This is a genomic window from Massilia haematophila (genome assembly GCF_042647645.1).
GTDB lineage: Bacteria > Pseudomonadota > Gammaproteobacteria > Burkholderiales > Burkholderiaceae_D > Telluria > Telluria haematophila.
Genome location: NZ_JBHRVV010000001.1, coordinates 1378963 through 1396656 on the forward strand (window position 1 = coordinate 1378963; position 17694 = coordinate 1396656).

The window sequence follows — 17694 nt, forward strand, 5'->3', positions numbered from 1 at the left end:
AATGCGTCCAAATCGTCTATAGTGATGCCTCTGTACAAATAGTAGAGTTGTCATGAAATTTGACGTCGCAATCGTCGGCAGCGGTCTGGCCGGCTTGTCGGTCGCCCTGCACCTCGCGCAAAGCCGCAAGGTGGCGATCATCTCGAAACGCGAACTGCTGGACGGCGCGAGCAACTGGGCCCAGGGCGGCATCGCCGCGGTGCTCGATTCCGGCGACAGCCACGACCAGCACATCGCCGATACCCTGGTCGCCGGCGCCGGCCTGTGCGACGAGGCGGCCACCCGCTACATCGTCGAGCACGGCCGCGAAGCGATCGAATGGCTGATCGAGCAAGGCGTCCCCTTCACGCGCGACGCCAGCGCCGAGCTGGGCTTTCACCTGACGCGCGAGGGCGGCCACAGCCAGCGCCGCATCATCCACGCCGCCGACGCCACCGGCCACGCGGTCCAGGTCACGCTGGAACAGAAAGTGCGCGCGCACCCGAACATCACCCTGTTCGAACACCACTGCGCGATCGATGTCATCACCTCGGACAAACTGACCGGCAAGGGCGTGCACGGCGGCGCGCCCAGCCTGGTCGGCCAGCCGCGCTGCCACGGGCTCTACGTCCAGGACGAACAGAGCGGCAAGGTGCTCACCTTCGAAGCCGAGCATACCGTGCTGGCCACCGGCGGCGCCGGCAAGGTCTACCTGTACACCACCAATCCCGACACCGCCACCGGCGACGGCATCGCCATGGCCTGGCGCGCCGGCTGCCGCGTGTCGAACATGGAATTCATCCAGTTCCACCCGACCTGCCTCTACCACCCCTACGCGAAGTCCTTCCTGATCACCGAGGCGATCCGCGGCGAAGGCGGCCTGTTGAAGCTGCCGCCGGAAGCGGGCGTGGCGGCGGGCACCCGCTTCATGCCGGCCCACGACGAGCGCGGCGAACTGGCCCCGCGCGACGTGGTCGCGCGCGCGATCGACTTCGAGATGAAGAAGCGCGGCCTGGACTACGTCCACCTCGACATCAGCCACCAGAGCCCGGCGTTCCTGAAGGAGCACTTCCCGACGATTTACGCGCGCTGCCTGGAGCTGGGCATCGACATCACCAAAGAACCGATTCCCGTGGTGCCGGCGGTGCACTTCACCTGCGGCGGCGTGGTCACCGACCTGGCCGGACGCACCGACATCCCCGGCCTGTACGCGGTCGGCGAGACCGCCTGTACCGGCCTGCACGGCGCGAATCGCCTGGCCAGCAATTCGCTGCTCGAATGCGTGGTGGTGGGCCGCGCCTGCGCCAGCCAGATCGCGGCCGCGCCGCAGGTCGAACACCCGGTGCTGCCGCCGTGGGACGAGAGCCGCGTCACCAACGCCGACGAGGAGGTGGTGATCGCCCACAACTGGGACGAGCTGCGCCGCTTCATGTGGAACTACGTCGGCATCGTGCGCACCACCAAGCGCCTGGAGCGCGCCCAGCACCGCATCGCCCTGCTCAAGGAAGAGATCGACGAGTACTACCGCAACTTCCGCATCACCCACGACCTGCTGGAACTGCGCAACCTGGTCGACGTCGCCTCGCTGATCGTCAACAGCGCGCTGTCGCGCCACGAAAGCCGTGGCCTGCACTACTCGCGCGACTATCCGGACACCCTGCCCAAGGCGCTGCCGAGCGTCGTGACGCCGCCGCGCCGCTGAACGCGGCTTTTCCGCAATCGTGCCAGGATCGGCCCGCCCCGCGCGCGGGCCCCCCCCATCCATGAACCGTCAACTCACCGCCTCCACCGCCCTGCTGCTCACCGTGCCGCCCGTGCTCTGGGCCGGGAATGCCATCGTCGGCCGCCTGGTGCGAGACGCCGTGCCGCCGATGACCCTGAACCTGCTGCGCTGGACGATCGCACTGGCGCTGCTGCTGCCGCTCGGACGCGCCGCCCTGCGCGCCGGCAGCGGCGCGCTGGCGAACTGGCGCCGCTACAGCATGCTGGGCCTGTTCGGCATCGGCCTCTACAACTCGCTGCAATACCTGGCGCTGCAGAGCTCGAGCCCGATCAACGTCACCCTGGTCGCTTCGGGCATGCCGGTCTGGATGCTGCTGGTCGGCCGCCTGTTCTTCAAGGCACAGGTACGCCCGCGCCAGGTCGGCGGCGCGCTGCTGTCGATCGTCGGGGTGCTGGTGGTGCTGTGCCGCGGCGACATCCACCAGCTGGCGGCGCTGCGCCTGGTGCCCGGCGACCTGTACATGATCCTGGCGACCATCGCCTGGTCGTTCTACAGCTGGCTGCTGATGCAGCAGCGCGACGTGCCGGCGGTGCGCGCGGACTGGGCGGCCTTCCTGCTGATCCAGGTCGGCTACGGCGTGCTGTGGTCCGGCGCGCTGTCCGGCATCGAAGCGGCGGCCGGCGGCATCGAGATCGCCTGGAGCTGGCCAGTCGCGGCCGCCCTGCTGTACGTGGCGGTCGGCCCGGCGATCATCGCGATGCGCTGCTGGAGCGCCGGCGTGCAGCGCGCCGGCCCGACCCTGGGCGCGTTCTTCATCAACCTGACGCCGCTGTTCACGGCCCTGCTTTCTTCCGCCTTCCTCGGCGAAGCGCCGCACCTCTACCACGCGCTGGCCTTTCTCCTCATCGTCGGCGGAATCGCCGTGTCGGCGCGCTAGCACGGCATTCCCCCTATTCCCTGGCGCGTTTTCGCCTGCAGGAAACGTGTGTTAGCCGACCCGGCAAGAATGCTACGATCCCAGCGAACGGGCGGATGAGGGCAAGATGGCTGAAGGTTTCATGGTACGGGACAGGGATGCGGCAGCCGAGCAGTTGGCTGAATTCCTGGCGCGCAATCCAAAAACGCTGGTCCTGACAGGCGCCGGCTTGTCGACCGCCTCGGGCATTCCCGACTACCGCGACCGCGACGGCGTGCGCCGCGGTCGCCTGCCGATCCAGGGTCCGGAATTCCGGCGCTCGGAACTGCTGCGGCGCCGCTACTGGGCGCGCAGCATGATCGGCTGGCCGGTGCTGGCCAAGGCCGCTCCGAACGCCGGCCACGAGGCCCTGGCCGCGTTGGAAAACGCCGGGCGGCTCGGATCGCTGCTGACCCAGAACGTCGACGGCCTGCACCAGCGCGCCGGCAGCCACGCGGTGCTGGAGCTGCACGGGAACATCCATTCGGTGCTCTGCCTCGACTGTGGCGCACGGATGCCGCGCGCCTTCGTCCAGCAGCAGCTGGTGGATGCCAACCCGCACTTGGCCGGCGCGCTGGCCACGCCGCTGCCCGACGGCGACGCCCAGCTGGAACCGGACGCGCTCGAGGATTTCCGGCTGCCCTGGTGCCCGCACTGCAACGGCACCCTGATGCCCGACGTGGTCTTCTTCGGGGATAACGTACCGCCGCCGCGCACCGCCTGCGCGCTGGCGCAGATGGAGGCGGCCGACGCCCTGCTGGTGGTGGGCTCCTCGCTGATGGTGTATTCGGGCTTCCGCTTCTGCCGCCTGGCGGCCGAAGGCGCCAAGCCGATCGCCGCCGTCAACCTGGGACGCACCCGTGCCGATCACCTGATAGGCTTGAAGCTCGAGGCATCGGCCGAGACGCTGCTGCCGCGTGTGGCCCGGCTGCTGGGCGCCGACAACCCGCCGCTACCGATTAGCGACATCAAGGAAAAGGGGGAACTGTGAGGACAAGCTACAACCCGACGCGCACGACGACACGCAACACCAGCGCCGCCGCACGGGGCGGATGGCAGGCCAAGGCCCTGGTCGGCGGCCTGGCCCTGGCGGCATCGTACTTCTACGTGCGCGCCAAGACGGCCCAGGCCGAACGCGAAAACCCGCCGCGCGGGCGCTTCATCGAGGTCGACGGCGTGCGCCTGCACTACCTCGAACGCGGCGAGGGGCCGGTGGTGGTGCTCCTGCACGGCAACGGCATCGTCGCGAACGACTTCGAAACCAGCGGCGTGCTCGACGCACTGAGCGAACGTTACCGCGTGATCGCCTTCGACCGCCCCGGCTACGGCTACAGCGAGCGCCCGCGCACCACGCTGTGGACACCCGACGCCCAGGCGCGCCTGCTGCACCACGCGCTGCAGGAGCTGAAGGTCGATTCGAGCATCGTGGTCGGCCACTCCTGGGGCACGATGGTCGCCATGGCGATGGGCCTGCAGGTGCCTGACTTCGTCCGCGGGCTGGTGCTGCTGTCGGGCTACTACTACCCGACGCTGCGCATGGACGCGCCGGTCGCGGCCCAGCCGGCGATACCGATCCTCGGCGACATCCTGCGCCATACGCTCACGCCGCTGCTCGCGCGCCTGATCTGGCCGCTGATGGAGAAACGCGTGTTCTCGCCGCGGAAGGTGTCCGAACGCTTCCGCCAGCTGCCGGTCTGGATGATGCTGCGGCCGGGACAGCTGCGCGCGGCAGGCGCCGACGCGGCCCTGATGGCGCCGGCCGCGATGTCGCTGGCGAAACGCTATGACCAGTTGCGCGTGCCGGTCCAGATCTTGTCCGGCACGCGCGACAAGATCGTCACGCCGGCGATCCACTCCGAACGTTTGCACGAGGCGCTGGAACGCGGGGACCCCGGCAGCGAGCTGCAGCTGGAACCGGGCGTCGGCCACATGGTGCATTACGCGCATCCGGAACTGGTGGCGCGCGCGGTCGATGCCATCGCGGCCCAGGTGGGCGAGCCGGTGACGCTGCGCAGCCCGCGCGCGGAGGCGCTGGCGCGGGCGGGCGAAAGCGGGGTGTGAGCGATCAAGGTCGAACGGCGGGTCGAACGGTGGCGACCGCAGCGGGGCGGGCAAGCGTACTAGACCGCGTGGGCACGGGTGCCCACCCTACTCCCCCGTAGCCGGGCTTCAGCCGACGATGCGCAGCGAATAATCGGTTGCGCGCACGTCCTTGGTCAGGCTGCCGACCGAGATGCGGTCGACGCCGGTCTCGGCGATCGCACGCACGGTCTGCATGTTGATGCCGCCCGAGGCTTCCAGCAAGGCGCGTCCCGCGTTCACCTTCACCGCTTCGCGCATGGCGTCGAGGTCGAAGTTGTCGAGCAGGACGGACTGCACGCCGGCCGCCAGTGCTTCCTCGAGCTGGGCAATGGTCTCGACCTCGATCTGGACGGGGACGTTGGCACCCCGGCCGGCATTCAGCGCATTCGCGTTCTCCAGCGCGCGGGTCACGCCGCCGGCGGCCGCGATGTGGTTTTCCTTGATCAGGATGCCGTCGTACAGGGCCATGCGCTGGTTCTTGCCGCCGCCCACGCGAACCGCGTACTTCTGCGCTTGGCGCAGGCCAGGCAGGGTCTTGCGGGTGTCGAGGATGGCGGCGCTGGTGCCGGCAATCACGTCCACGTACTTGCGGGTGGCGGAAGCGACGCCCGACAGCAGCTGCATGAAGTTCAGGGCGGCGCGTTCGGCGGTCAGGAGCGAGCGCGGCGAGCCCTCGATGGTGCAGACCACGCTGTCGGCGGCCATCAGGTCGCCTTCGGCGTATTGCCAGTCGATCTCGATGTCGTGGTCGACCGCCAGCATCACGCCCTCGAACCAGGGCGCGCCGCACAGCACGGCTTCCTCGCGCACGATCACGCGCGCCTTCGCCCGCGGCTCGGTGGGCACCAGCAGGCCAGTCAGGTCGCCGGTGCCGACGTCTTCCAGCAGCGCGACCAGGATGTTCTGCTCGAATGCGGCCTGCAGCTTCTCGTCGAACTGGTCGTGGGGGTTTCGTAGCGTCGTCATGCGGGGCCTACTCCCGAAAACAGTTGAGTATTGTTCTCCAGCGCGCCTTGCGGCAGCGCCTGCGCTTTCTTGGCGGCGGCGAAATCGAGCATGCGGTCGATCGCGCGCACGGCCTGGCGGCCGATTTCGGGATCGACGAAGACCTCGTTGGCGCCGGTCTCAACGCGGTTTTCCAATGCGTCGGCCAGGTTCTTCAGGCCGTTCATCGCCATCCAGGGGCAGTGCGCGCAGCTCTTGCAGGTCGCACTGTTGCCGGCGGTCGGCGCTTCGATGAAGTGCTTGCCTGGCGCGGCCATGCGCATCTTGTGCAGGATGCCATTGTCGGTGGCGACGATGAAGGTCGTCGCATCCATGGTCTGGGCCGCGTTGATCAGCTGGGTGGTGGAGCCGACCACGTCGGCCTGGGCCACCACGTTGGCCGGCGACTCCGGGTGCACCAGCACCTTCGCGTCCGGGTGCTGGGCCTTGAGCAGGTCGAGTTCGATGCCCTTGAATTCGTCGTGCACCAGGCAGGAGCCCTGCCACAGCAGCATGTCGGCGCCGGTCTGCTTCTGGATCCAGGAACCCAGGTGGCGGTCGGGCGCCCACAGGATCTTCTTGCCCTGCGCGTGCAGGTGCTTGACGATGTCCAGGCCGATCGACGAGGTCACCATCCAGTCGGCGCGCGCCTTCACGGCGGCGCTGGTGTTGGCGTAGACGACCACGGTACGGTCCGGATGCTGGTCGCAGAAGGCCGCAAATTCGTCGGCCGGGCAGCCCAGGTCGAGCGAGCAGGTCGCTTCCAGGTCCGGCATCAGGATGGTTTTTTCCGGGCTGAGGATCTTGGCGGTCTCGCCCATGAAGCGTACACCGGCTACCACCAGGGTTTTCGCCGGGTGGTCGCGGCCGAAGCGCGCCATTTCGAGCGAGTCCGAGACGCAGCCGCCGGTTTCCTCGGCCAGGTCCTGCAGGTCGGGATCGACGTAGTAGTGGGCGACCAGGACCGCTTCCTTCTCCTTCAGCAGGCGGCGGATGCGCTCCTTCAGTTCGCGCTTTTCCTCGGCGGTCGGGGTTGCGGGAACCTTGGCCCAGGCGTGGGCGGTGCAGGCGGCGCCGTCCTGCGGGTGGTCGTATTCGAAGGTCTTGATGGGGATGTTCATGCGAAGCTTGCTCTCACATGTTCGCGCCGGCACGCACCGCGGCGCGCCGACGCAGGTTGGACGCGTGGGGTCGTGCGGGCCACATGCCCGCATGACAGCCGCCCCACGTAATTAATCGATACCCTGGCTCTTCAGGTACTCTTCGTAGGTACCGCGGAAGTCGACCACTTCGTTTTCCTTCACTTCCAGCACGCGGTTGGCCAGCGAGGAGACGAACTCGCGGTCGTGCGAGACGAAGATCAGGGTGCCTTCGTACTTGTCGAGGGCGATGTTGAGCGACTCGATCGATTCCATGTCCATGTGGTTGGTCGGTTCGTCGAGCAGCAGCACGTTGTGACGGCCCAGCATCAGCTTGCCGTACATCATGCGGCCCTTTTCGCCGCCGGACAGCACGCGCACCGACTTCTTGACCTCGTCGCCGCCGAACAGCAGACGGCCCAAGATCGAGCGCACGGCCTGGTCGTCGTCGCCCTCTTTCGTCCATTGGCCCATCCAGTCGGTCAGGTTCGCATCGGTGGCGAATTCCTCGGTCGGATCCTGCGGCATGTAGCCGACGTTGGCGTTCTCGGCCCACTTGACGCGGCCCTGGTCGGCGTCGAGACCGGTGATCTCGCCGCTGCCGATGCAGCGCAGCAGCGTGGTTTTACCCGCGCCGTTGGCGCCGATGATGGCGATGCGCTCACCCGCCTCGACCATGACAGAGAAGTTCTTGAACAGCGTGCGGTCGTAGGACTTGGTCAGGCCTTCGGCTTCCACCGCCAGGCGGTGCAGCTTCTTCTCGCCCTCGAAGCGCACGAACGGATAGGCGCGCGAAGACGGCTTGAATTCCTCGATCTTGATCTTGTCGATCATCTTCAGGCGCGACGTCGCCTGGCGGGCTTTCGACTTGTTGGCCGAGAAGCGGCGCACGAAGTCCTGCAGTTCGGCGACCTTTTCCTTGGCCTTGGCGTTGTTGGCCAGCTGCTGGTTGCGGGCCTGGGTCGAGGCCAGCATGTAGTCGTCGTAGCTGCCCGGGTAGACCTTCAGCGTGCCGTAGTCCATGTCGGCGATGTGGGTGCAGACCTGGTTCAGGAAGTGGCGATCGTGCGAGATGATGATCATCGTCGAGTTGCGCTGGTTGAGGATGTCTTCCAGCCAGCGGATCGTGTGGATGTCCAGGTTGTTGGTCGGTTCGTCCAGCAGCAGGATGTCCGGATCCGAGAACAGCGCCTGGGCCAGCAGCACGCGCAGCTTCCAGCCCGGAGCGACCGCGCTCATCGGGCCGTGGTGCAGGTCGGTGCCGATGCCCAGGCCCAGCAGCAGTTCGCCGGCGCGCGCTTCGGCCGAGTAGCCGTCGTATTCGGCGACCTTGCCCTCGAGCTCGGCGGCCTTCATGTAGTCGTCGTCGGTCGCTTCCGGATTGGCGTAGATGGCGTCGCGTTCGGCGATGGCGTTCCACAGCTCGGTGTGGCCCATCATGACGACGTCGAGCACGCGCACGTCTTCATAGGCGAACTGGTCCTGGCGCAGCTTGCCGAGGCGCTCGCCCGGGTCGAGGCTGACGTTGCCGGCCGACGGCTCGAGGTCGCCGCCGAGGATCTTCATGAAGGTCGACTTGCCGCAGCCGTTGGCGCCGATCAGGCCATAACGGTTGCCTTCGCCAAATTTGACGGAGATATTCTCGAACAACGGCTTGGCGCCGAATTGCATCGTGATGTTGGCTGTACTGAGCACTGGTGGGAACCTTTAAAGCGAAGTTTGCAATTAACCGTCTATTTTACCACCCAGGACGGCGACTGGCGCAGTGCAAGGATGGAAACACGGTCCAAACTATGCGCGGCGCAACGTGGGGTAGTCGGACAGCGCGAGCGTGAAGCCCGCCGCGTCCGACTGCAGCCGCGCCTGGGCCCCGAACGGAATCGTCACCCGGCGCGGCACGTGGCCGAAGCTCAGGCCCGTCAGCACGGGGATCGGCAGCGTCGCGCGCAGGTGGGCCAGCATGGCGTCGAAATCGTAGCCGTTGTCCATGGCGCCGAGCTTGTAGCCGGAAAAGTCGCCGAGCACCAGGGCTTGCTGGCGGCCGAGCACGCCGGCCTGCATCAGCTGCAGCAGCATGCGCTCGACGCGGTAGGGATGCTCGGCGATGTCTTCCACGAACAGGATGCCGCCCTCGATGCGCGGGAACCATTCGGTGCCGAGCAGCGAGGCCAGCATCGCCAGGTTGCCGCCCCAGATCGTGCCCGCCACGTCGACGAGAGGGTTGCCGCTGGCCTCCTCCACGATGCGGTGGGTGGGGCCGGCCAGGCAGTCCCAGAACTGCGCCAGGGTGAAGTCGCACGGTTCCTCGGCGCCGAAGTCGCCGGCCAGCAAGGGGCCGGCATAGCTGAGCGCGCCCGTCTTCGTGTACAGGCCCATCTGCAGCGCCGTGATGTCGGAATAGCCGACGAACAGCTTGCCGCTGGCGGCCAGGCGTTCGAAGTCGATGTGCGGCAGCAGGCGGGTCAGGCCGTAGCCGCCGCGCACCGCCATCACGAGCTGCACGTCGGGGTCGTCGGCCCCCGCGTACAGCTGGGCCAGGCGGGCCTCGTCGGTCCCGCCGAAGCGCTGGTGGACGGCGTCCGGGTCGTAGTAGTTGTGGACGAGGCAGCCATGGGCCTCGAGGCGGGCGATGCCGCGCGCAACCGCGGCCTGGTCGGGCGTATAGCCGGCGGGCGCGACGATCGCGACGCCGAGTCGGGAGGTGATCACTGTTTGACGAAGAGGCGCGGTGTTGAGTCGGCAGCCATCTTACCGTGCGCATGGGCATCGATCAAGGCAAGCATCCGCTCGTTGAGCTGGGCCGGCAGGTCGTGGCCCATGCCCTGGATGACCTCGAGCCGGGCGCCGGGAATGCGCGCGGCGGTGTCCTCGCCGCAGGCCAGCGGCACCAGCGGATCGCTGGCGCCGTGGATCACCAGGGTCGGCGCCGCGATCGTGGCCAGCAGCTCGCTGCGGTCGGGCGCGGCCGCCACCGCCAGCATCTGGCGCGTCACGCCGGCCGGGCAATAGCAGCGCCGCAGCGCCCGCGCGGCGCGCCGGCGCAGCTGCTTCTCGGGCGTGGGATAAGCCGGGCTGCCGATCGCCTGTTGCAGCGCGACCGCCTGGTCGATGATGGCGTCGACATCCTTCGGGTTGTCGGGGCGGCGCAGCAGCGCCTGGCGCGCCTGCGGCGTCGGGCCGGGCAAGCCGCGCCGGCTGCTGGTCGACATGATCGAAGTGAGGCTGAGCACGCGCTGCGGATGGCGCGCGGCGAGGATCTGGCCGATCATGCCGCCCATCGAGACCCCGATCACGTGGGCCTTGGCGACGCCGAGCGCGGACAGCACCCCGAGCGCATCCTCGGCCATGTCTTCCAGACCATAGGGCGGCTTGAAGGGAAGCTTGAGGCGCGACCTGACCCAGCTCCAGATCAGGCTGGGCTTGCCGGCGCGGTCGAACTTGGTGGACAGGCCGCAGTCGCGGTGGTCGAAACGGATCACATAGAAACCCAGCTCGACCAGGCCGTCGACGAATTCGTCGGGCCAGCTGGTCAGCTGCATGCCGAGGCCGTGCACCAGCAGCACCGGCGTGGACTTGGCGTCTCCCGCGGTGTCGAAGGCAATGCGGATGCCGTTGGCGGTCAGCGTCGGCATGGTGGCTGGACCGGCAAGCCCGACTGGGGCTGGCGGATGCGTTCGTTGAACAAGGCTGGTCTCCTAGCGCTGCCAGGGAGCAGCGCGAAACCAGCATAGCATTTTCGGCATCGGGGCGGCGCTCGCACGGGCATGTGTGCGCCGGTGTTTACACGCCGTGCCTGGCCGCGCCTTTACTCCGCTACGGGACGGCGCGCCGCCGCGCGGCGTTCGGCGAAGAAGCTGCGTAGCATGGCGCTCGCCTCCTCGGCCAGAACGCCGCCGACCACCTCGGCGTGGTGGTTCAGCTGTTCGTGGGCGAACAGGTCGAGCACCGAGCCGCAGACGCCCGTCTTGGGGTCGCGCGCCGCGTACACGATGCGCGCCAGGCGCGCATGCATCATCGCACCCGAGCACATGGCGCAGGGTTCGAGCGTGACGTAGAGTTCGCAGCCCGGCAGGCGGTAGTTGCCCAGCTTTTCGGCCGCGGCGCGCAGCGCCACCACCTCGGCATGGGCAGTCGGGTCGTGGCGGCCGATCGGCTGGTTGTAGCCGACCGCGACCACCTCGCCGTCCTTGACCACGACGGCGCCGACCGGCACCTCGCCTTCGCGCCGCGCCAGCTCGGCCTGTTCGAGGGCCAGGCGCATGAACTTCAGATCTGACTGCGTCAGGTCGGACTGCGTCAGGTCCGACTGCGCCAGGTCGGCCGGCGCGAACGCCGGCTGCGCTGGCCCGGACTGGAGGCCGTCGGCGTGCACGGTGTCAGGCATCGGTGATCTCGGCCCAGCAGTTCGGGGTCTCGTGCAGCACCAGCTTGTGCAGGCGCAGGCCGGTGCCGTAGCGGTCGGTGTAGGCCGCCTTCAGGATGCCGAAGGCGACCTGGGCCAGGTTCTCGACGGTCGGGATGCGGTCGATGACGACCGTCTTGTGGCCGGGCAGGCTGGCGAGGAACTCGCGCACCTTGTCGTCCTTTTCGTAGACCAGGAAGGCGTGGTCCCAGACGTCGACCAGGTGCTCCTTGGCGAGCGCCTTGATGTCGGAAAAGTCCATGATCATGCCGTTGTCGGAATTGCCATCCAGCTGGATCACCTCGCCGGTCAGCGTGATCTCCAGGGTATAGCGGTGTCCGTGCAGGTTGCGGCACTGGCTCTTGTGGTCGGGAATGCGGTGGCCGGCGTCGAATTCGAGCTTGCGGGTAATGGTCAGCATCAGCGTCTTAGGGAATCTGTAAAAGTTTATGGGTCTGGAGGCTGAGCTTCCACTTCGGATTGCGGCGGCAAGTCTCGATCGCCAGGCGCGTGTTCTGCGCGGCCAGCGGACCGTCCATCGGCTGGACGAAGAAATTCTCGAAGTCCAGGCGTTCGTAGGCGGACAAGTCCTGGTTCGCCTGCGGGATCACGACCTTGATCTCGTTGCCCTTCTCGACCACCAGGGTCGAACCCATCTTCGGGCTGACGCAGATCCAGTCGACGCCGGCCGGCACCGGCAAGGTGCCGTTGGTCTCGATGGCGATCGTGAAGCCGCGCGCATGCATGGCCTCGATCAGGGCCGCGTCCAGCTGCAGCAGCGGTTCGCCGCCGGTAAACACCACGTATTTCGATGGCGCATACGTCGACGGCCACAGGCTGTCGATCTCGGCGGCCAGGCTGGCGGCGTCGCGGAACTTGCCGCCGCGTTCGCCGTCGGTGCCGACGAAGTCGGTGTCGCAGAATTGGCAGATCGAGGTGGCGCGGTCCGCTTCGCGGCCGGTCCACAGGTTGCAGCCCGAGAAGCGGCAGAACACGGCCGGACGGCCGGCATGGGCGCCCTCGCCCTGCAAGGTATAGAAAATCTCTTTGATGCTGTAGGTCACGGTAAGCCTCTTGGTAACCTTCCATTATACCTCGCGCCAGCCAGCCTTGCCGAGCCCCGCGGAGGCTTCGCTGCGCTGACTGTGACTATTGCAATACGGCACGCATATTGACTATCAGCAAGATGAGCCTGTCCGACAAGCAGTAACTTGAGTACCGGAAAGTTCTGATAACCCGTCGGAAGGATCGTCATGAAGACAGCGCTCACCCGCGCTTCCAGCCTGCTGCCTGTCTTGCCGCCTGTTCTGCTCCTGCTGGGCGCCGGCGCGGCTGCCGCCTGCCTGCCCGGCGCCGTGTTCCCATCCTCGCTCGTTGGCGCCCTCGCCTGGCTGCTGGCGGCGGCCGGCGGCGTTTGTTGCCTGCTGCGCCGTGGCATCGAGCTCGATGACCAGGCACGCGAGACCGCGGCGCGCCTGTGCCTGGAGCAAAAAACGCGCCGCACGCTGGAGGCCGCGCTGGCCGACACCCAGTCGGTCCTGACCCGCGTCGTGCGCCAGCAGGAAGGCGTGCGCGACGCCGAGCGCGACCGCATCGCGCGCAGCATCCGCGAAGACCTCGGCCAGACGCTGCTGGCGCTGCGCGCCGAGATGGCGCTGCTGCAGGTGGCCAGCTGCGGCATCCACCCGGCCACCCACCAGAAGACCACGGCGATGATCGGCACCCTCGACCTGGCCCTGCGCTCGCTGCGGCTGCTGGCCGGCGAATCGCGGCAGCTTGCCGCCGGCGCCGACCTGGCCCGGGCGGTGGAGGAGGAGCTGGCCTCGTTCACGCGCATGCATGGCATCGCGCACCGCTTGGAAGTCGTGCCCGCCAGCGGACCGGCGCCGGCCGAACCGGGGCTGGATGCCCTGCTCTACCGCGCGCTGCAGGAGACGCTGGCGGGGATCGCGCACGCGGCGTGCGCCACCGAAGTGCGGGTGCGGCTGGTGCGCAGCGCCGCCAGCCTGGCCCTGTCCGTCGAGGACGACGGCGGCCCTGGCAGCGCGGATGCGCGCCTGCGGGACAGCCTGCGCCAGCGCCTGCGTGCCGCCGGCGGCAACCTGCAGGCGGCGCCGATGCCCGATGGCGGCAGCCGGGTGACGCTGATCTTACCCGGCGCGCATGGGCTGGTTCCCGGCTGAGAAGTCAAGCCTGTGAGTATTGCTACAAATCAATAGCGTCGGAGACCTGCGGTAGCAGAATCGGATCTTGTCAGCAATCAATAGATTGCTTAACGGATACTGATGAGGCCGCTACATGACCAGCACAACGATGCATCGCCCGATGGAGACCACATCGGGCCTTGTCACGCCCGGAAAGGATCTCGGTTTCGCCTACCAGCTGATGGAGACGCTGGCGATACCGGTTTTCGTGCTGGACAGTAATGCGCATGTGCTGATCTGGAACCGCGCCTGCGAGCGCCTGACCGGCGTGCCGGCCGAGGAGATCGTCGGCACCGACAATCACTGGCGCAGCTTCTACGAGCAGCCGCGCCCGACCCTGGCCGACCTGGTCCTGCAGAACCGGACCGACGAGATCCGCCATATCTACCCGCGCCACAACAAGCCGCCGCACCTGCAGTCGCACCTGTCGGTCGAGACCTGGTGCGACATGCCGCGCGCCGGCAAACGCCGCTACCTGGCCGCCGACGCCAGCCCCATCTTCGACGAACACGGCCAGCTCTCGGCCGTGGTCGAGTCGCTGCGCGACCTGACCGAGGAAAAGATGGCCCAGATCGCGCTCGAGAAACTGGCCACCCGCGACGGCCTGACCGGCCTGGCGAACCGGCGCTGCTTCGACGAGACCCTGAACGCGGAGTGGCAGCGCGCCCTGCGTCAGCGCCAGCCGCTGTCGCTCTTGATGGTCGACGTCGACAACTTCAAGGCCTACAACGACGCCAACGGCCACCTCGGCGGCGACGAGTGCCTGAAACGGATCGCCACCGCGGTCGCCAGCGAAATGCGCGCCAACGACCTGGTGGCGCGCTACGGCGGCGAGGAATTCGCCGTGATCCTGCCGAACCAGTCGCTCAAGGGCGCCGCCATCGTGGCCGAGCGCATCCGCCGCCGCGTCGAACAGCTGCGCGTGCCCCTGTACGGCACGGCGAGCCTGCCCGGGCTGCAGCACGTGACCGTGTCGATCGGCGCCGCCACCGCGATCGCCGGTCCCGACAACGACGCCAGCCAGCTGGTCGCGATCGCCGACGCCGCCCTCTACCGCGCCAAGCATCTCGGGCGCAACCGGATCAGCCTGCCAATGCCGGACGGGACGCAGGGCGTGTAAACATGCATATCTGATAGCGCTGTTCATTCCTTGGGGAATATCTTATGCTTCGCGGTTGCATATTTCCCAAGGAGACATTGTGTCGAAACTCATCCCGATGGCGCTGCTGGCGCTGTCCGCACCCGTGCTCGCGCTGCCGGCGGCCGCTGCGCCGGCCAAGACCGCCGCCGCCGCGGCCGGCAACGACGTCCTGCCCTTCCAGGCGACCGAAAAGACCCTGGCCAACGGCCTGAAGATCATCGTGGTGCCGACCGGCTTCCCGAACCTGGTGTCGGTGACCATCCCCGTCCAGACCGGTTCGCGCAACGAAGTCGAGCCCGGCAAGTCGGGCTTCGCCCACTTCTTCGAACACATGATGTTCCGCGGTACGCCCAGCTATCCGCCGGCGAAGTACCAGGAAGTGATCACGAAAGCCGGCGCGCGCCAGAACGCCTACACCAGCGACGACCTCACCAACTACTACACCACCTTTGCCAAGGAAGACCTGGAGATGGTGCTGAAGGTCGAGGCCGACCGCTTCCAGCACCTGTCGTACCCGATCGAGGCCTTCAAGACCGAATCGCGCGCCGTGCTGGGCGAGTACAACAAGAACAGCGCAAACCCGATGCAGAAGCTGTTCGAGGTCCAGCGCGACGCCGCCTTCACCACCCACACCTACAAGCACACGACGATGGGCTTCCTCAAGGACATCGAGGACATGCCCAACCAGTACGAGTACTCGAAGGTCTTCTTCGACCGCTGGTATCGCCCGGAGAAGACCACCATCATCGTGGCCGGCGACGTCGAGCCGCAAAAGGCGATCGCCCTGGTCGAGAAATACTGGTCGAAGTGGAAGAAAGGCAGCTACAACGCGCCAGTGCCGGCCGAACCCGCGCCGCGCGGCGCCCAGTACCGCCACGTGCCCTGGCCGGCCCCGACCCTGCCGTTGGTGACGGTCGCCTTCCGCGCGCCGGCCTTTTCCGACACGATGAAGGACCAGGCCGCGCTGTCGATGCTGCTGTCGCTCTCGTTTGGCCCGACCTCGCCGCTCTACAAGCGCCTGGTGCAGGACGAGCAGAAGGTCGACCAGCTGTTCGACTACACGCCGAACCGCGTCGACCCGACCCTGGCCACCATCGGCGCGCGCGTCAAGAAGCCGGCCGACGGGCTGTACGTGCGCGACGCCATCCTGCGGACCGTCGCCGGCCTGCGCGATACGCCGGTCACCGAGAAAGAACTGGCCGACGCGAAATCGGCGAATAAATATGGCCTGGTGCGCTCGCTCGACAACACCGAGCAGATCGCGGCGACGCTCGCGTCCTACGTGCACTTCAACCGTTCCTACGGCACCCTGAACCGCTACTACCGCCTGGTCGACACCCTGACCCCGGCCGACCTGCAGGCGGCGGCCCGCAAGTACCTGGTCGACGACGCCATGGTGGTCACCACCCTGGCCCACGACGCCCTGCCCCAAGGCATCGAGGCGCTGCCCAAGCTCGCCACCCTGGCGCCAAAGGCGGCCGACGCCAAGTTCGACGTCCTGGTCCAGAAATCCAGCCTGCCGCAGGTGCGCTTCAAGCTGCTGTTCGCGGCCGGTTCGGCGCACGATCCGCAGGGCAAGGAAGGCCTGGCGGCCCTGACCGCCTCGATGGTCGCCGAAGCCGGTTCGCGCGAGCGCAAGATCGACGAGATCACCAAGTCGCTGTTCCCGCTCGCCGGCAGCTTCGCCGACCAGGTCGACAAGGAAATGACGACCTTCACCGGTTCGATCCACAAGGACAAATGGGGCGAATTCCTGGACATCGCGCTGCCGATGCTGCTCGAGCCGGGCTTCCGCGAAGAAGACTTCCGCCGCCTGAAGGACGCGCAGAAGAACGCCCTGGTGCTCGACCTGAAGGACAATAACGAGGAAGAGTTCGGCAAGGAGCGCCTGCAGACCAACGTCTATGCCGGCACGCCTTACGGCCACCCGGTGCTCGGTACGGTGAAAGGCATCGGATCGATCACCCTCGACGACGTCAAAGCCTTCTACCGTCAGGCCTACACCCAGGGCGCGGTGCGCGTCGGCATCTCGGGCGACGTCAGCGACGCCATGCTCGCCGGCCTGAAGACCGCGCTGGCGCGCCTGCCGCAAGGCGCCGGCCTGCCCGCGACCGCCGTGCCGCAGGGCCGCAAGCCGCAGGGCCTGGAAGTCGAGATCATCGAGAAGAACACCCGCGCCACCGCGATCTCCTTCGGTCTGCCGCTGGAAGTGACGCGCCGCCACCCGGACTTCCCGGCGCTGTGGCTGGCCAAGACCTGGCTGGGCGAGCACCGCGCTTCGAGCGGCCAGCTCTACCAGCGCGTGCGCGAACTGCGCGGCCTGAACTACGGCGACTACGCCTACATCGAAGCCTTCCCGGGCGGCATGTACGGCTTCTTCCCGCGTCCGAACCTGGGCCGCAAGGCGCAGCTGTTCGAAGTCTGGATCCGTCCGGTGGCGCCGCAGAACGCCCACTTCGCGCTGCGCCTGGCGTTGTCGGAACTGGGCAAGCTGGTCGACAAGGGCATGAGCCAGCAGGACTTCGAGACCACCCGCGACTACCTGATGAAGAACGTATTCGTGATGACCGCGACCCAGGACCAGCGCCTCGGCTACGCCCTGGATTCGCAGTGGTACGGCACCCCGGAGTTCACCCAGATGATGCGCGATGGCCTGGCCAAGCTGAACGTGGCCGACGTCAACGCGGCGATCCGCAAGCACATCTCGGCGCGGAATCTGTCCGTGGTCTTCATCACCAAGGACGCGGCCGGCCTGAAGCAGGCGCTGGTGTCGGACGCCTTCTCGCCGATCAAGTACGACGCGGCCAAGCCGCAGGCGGTGCAGGATGAAGACCAGGCGATCGGCAACATGAAGCTCGGCATCAAGGCCGAGAACGTGAAGATCACGCCGGCGGCCCAGGCGTTCGCCGAGTAACAGGCGCAAGAAGAACGGCGAAAGTTTAGCCCGGCTTATCCAAATCCAATTGAGGTAAGCCGGACTTAAGCGGCAGGCCGCAGCTGAGGCTCAGTCACCGCCGACAACACAACGGGCGCCCTCGGGCGCCCGTTGTCTTTCATGCCAAACCCACCGCGCCGCCGGCGCAGG

General features: G+C 67.4%; 15 protein-coding genes. 7 read left to right on the forward strand and 8 right to left on the reverse strand.

All coding sequences use genetic code 11. From position 1 onward, the window contains the following. Positions 1-52 precede the first annotated feature (52 nt). From nadB to ACFOPH_RS06195, 4 genes are all read left to right on the forward strand, one after another. Positions 53-1681, forward strand: coding sequence for an L-aspartate oxidase (gene nadB, locus ACFOPH_RS06180; protein WP_312552209.1), 1629 nt, complete (start codon positions 53-55; stop codon positions 1679-1681). Between the two features lie 61 nt (positions 1682-1742). Continuing rightward, positions 1743-2639, forward strand: coding sequence for a DMT family transporter (locus ACFOPH_RS06185; RefSeq protein WP_379734209.1), 897 nt, complete (start codon positions 1743-1745; stop codon positions 2637-2639). 106 nt (positions 2640-2745) lie between these two features. Then, positions 2746-3648 (forward strand): NAD-dependent protein deacetylase, encoded by a 903-nt coding sequence (locus tag ACFOPH_RS06190; RefSeq protein WP_379734211.1) that lies wholly within the window; start codon positions 2746-2748, stop codon positions 3646-3648. Continuing rightward, complete coding sequence (locus ACFOPH_RS06195) at positions 3645-4718, forward strand: alpha/beta fold hydrolase (RefSeq protein ID WP_379734213.1); 1074 nt, start codon at positions 3645-3647, stop codon at positions 4716-4718. Before ACFOPH_RS06190 ends, ACFOPH_RS06195 begins: the two co-directional genes overlap by 4 nt. Before the next feature lie 108 nt (positions 4719-4826). On the opposite strand, the gene nadC is transcribed toward ACFOPH_RS06195, so the two are convergent. The 8 genes from nadC to queE all read right to left on the reverse strand — a co-directional run bounded on the left by nadC (position 4827) and on the right by queE (position 12328). After that, a complete protein-coding gene (gene nadC, locus ACFOPH_RS06200; protein ID WP_379734215.1) occupies positions 4827-5705 on the reverse strand; it encodes a carboxylating nicotinate-nucleotide diphosphorylase in 879 nt (292 codons plus the stop codon). Then, positions 5702-6844 (reverse strand): quinolinate synthase NadA, encoded by a 1143-nt coding sequence (gene nadA / locus ACFOPH_RS06205; RefSeq protein ID WP_312552200.1) that lies wholly within the window; start codon positions 6842-6844, stop codon positions 5702-5704. Before nadA ends, nadC begins: the two co-directional genes overlap by 4 nt. A 111-nt stretch (positions 6845-6955) precedes the next feature. Then, entirely contained in the window at positions 6956-8557 is a 1602-nt protein-coding gene (locus tag ACFOPH_RS06210) for an ABC-F family ATPase (protein ID WP_312552199.1), read from the reverse strand. A gap of 96 nt (positions 8558-8653) precedes the next feature. After that, positions 8654-9571 (reverse strand): muramoyltetrapeptide carboxypeptidase, encoded by a 918-nt coding sequence (gene ldcA / locus ACFOPH_RS06215; RefSeq protein ID WP_379734217.1) that lies wholly within the window; start codon positions 9569-9571, stop codon positions 8654-8656. Continuing rightward, a complete protein-coding gene (locus ACFOPH_RS06220) occupies positions 9568-10494 on the reverse strand; it encodes an alpha/beta fold hydrolase (protein ID WP_379734219.1) in 927 nt (308 codons plus the stop codon). The genes ldcA and ACFOPH_RS06220 overlap by 4 nt, the downstream gene beginning before the upstream one ends. A gap of 173 nt (positions 10495-10667) precedes the next feature. Beyond that, on the reverse strand, positions 10668-11234 hold the full coding sequence (tadA, locus tag ACFOPH_RS06225) for a tRNA adenosine(34) deaminase TadA (RefSeq protein ID WP_379737865.1): 567 nt from the start codon (positions 11232-11234) through the stop codon (positions 10668-10670). A 4-nt stretch (positions 11235-11238) separates the two neighbouring features. Continuing rightward, positions 11239-11685 (reverse strand): 6-carboxytetrahydropterin synthase QueD, encoded by a 447-nt coding sequence (gene queD, locus ACFOPH_RS06230; RefSeq protein WP_312554125.1) that lies wholly within the window; start codon positions 11683-11685, stop codon positions 11239-11241. Positions 11686-11692: 7 nt separating this feature from the next. Beyond that, positions 11693-12328 (reverse strand): 7-carboxy-7-deazaguanine synthase, encoded by a 636-nt coding sequence (gene queE, locus ACFOPH_RS06235; RefSeq protein WP_379734221.1) that lies wholly within the window; start codon positions 12326-12328, stop codon positions 11693-11695. Between the two features lie 189 nt (positions 12329-12517). Between queE and ACFOPH_RS06240 the strand changes: the two genes are divergently transcribed. From ACFOPH_RS06240 to ACFOPH_RS06250, 3 genes are all read left to right on the forward strand, one after another. After that, on the forward strand, positions 12518-13447 hold the full coding sequence (locus ACFOPH_RS06240; protein ID WP_379734223.1) for a sensor histidine kinase: 930 nt from the start codon (positions 12518-12520) through the stop codon (positions 13445-13447). Positions 13448-13589: 142 nt separating this feature from the next. Beyond that, complete coding sequence (locus ACFOPH_RS06245; protein WP_312552110.1) at positions 13590-14588, forward strand: sensor domain-containing diguanylate cyclase; 999 nt, start codon at positions 13590-13592, stop codon at positions 14586-14588. A 79-nt stretch (positions 14589-14667) separates the two neighbouring features. After that, a complete protein-coding gene (locus ACFOPH_RS06250) occupies positions 14668-17523 on the forward strand; it encodes a M16 family metallopeptidase (RefSeq protein WP_312552108.1) in 2856 nt (951 codons plus the stop codon). The last annotated feature ends 171 nt before the right edge of the window (positions 17524-17694 follow it).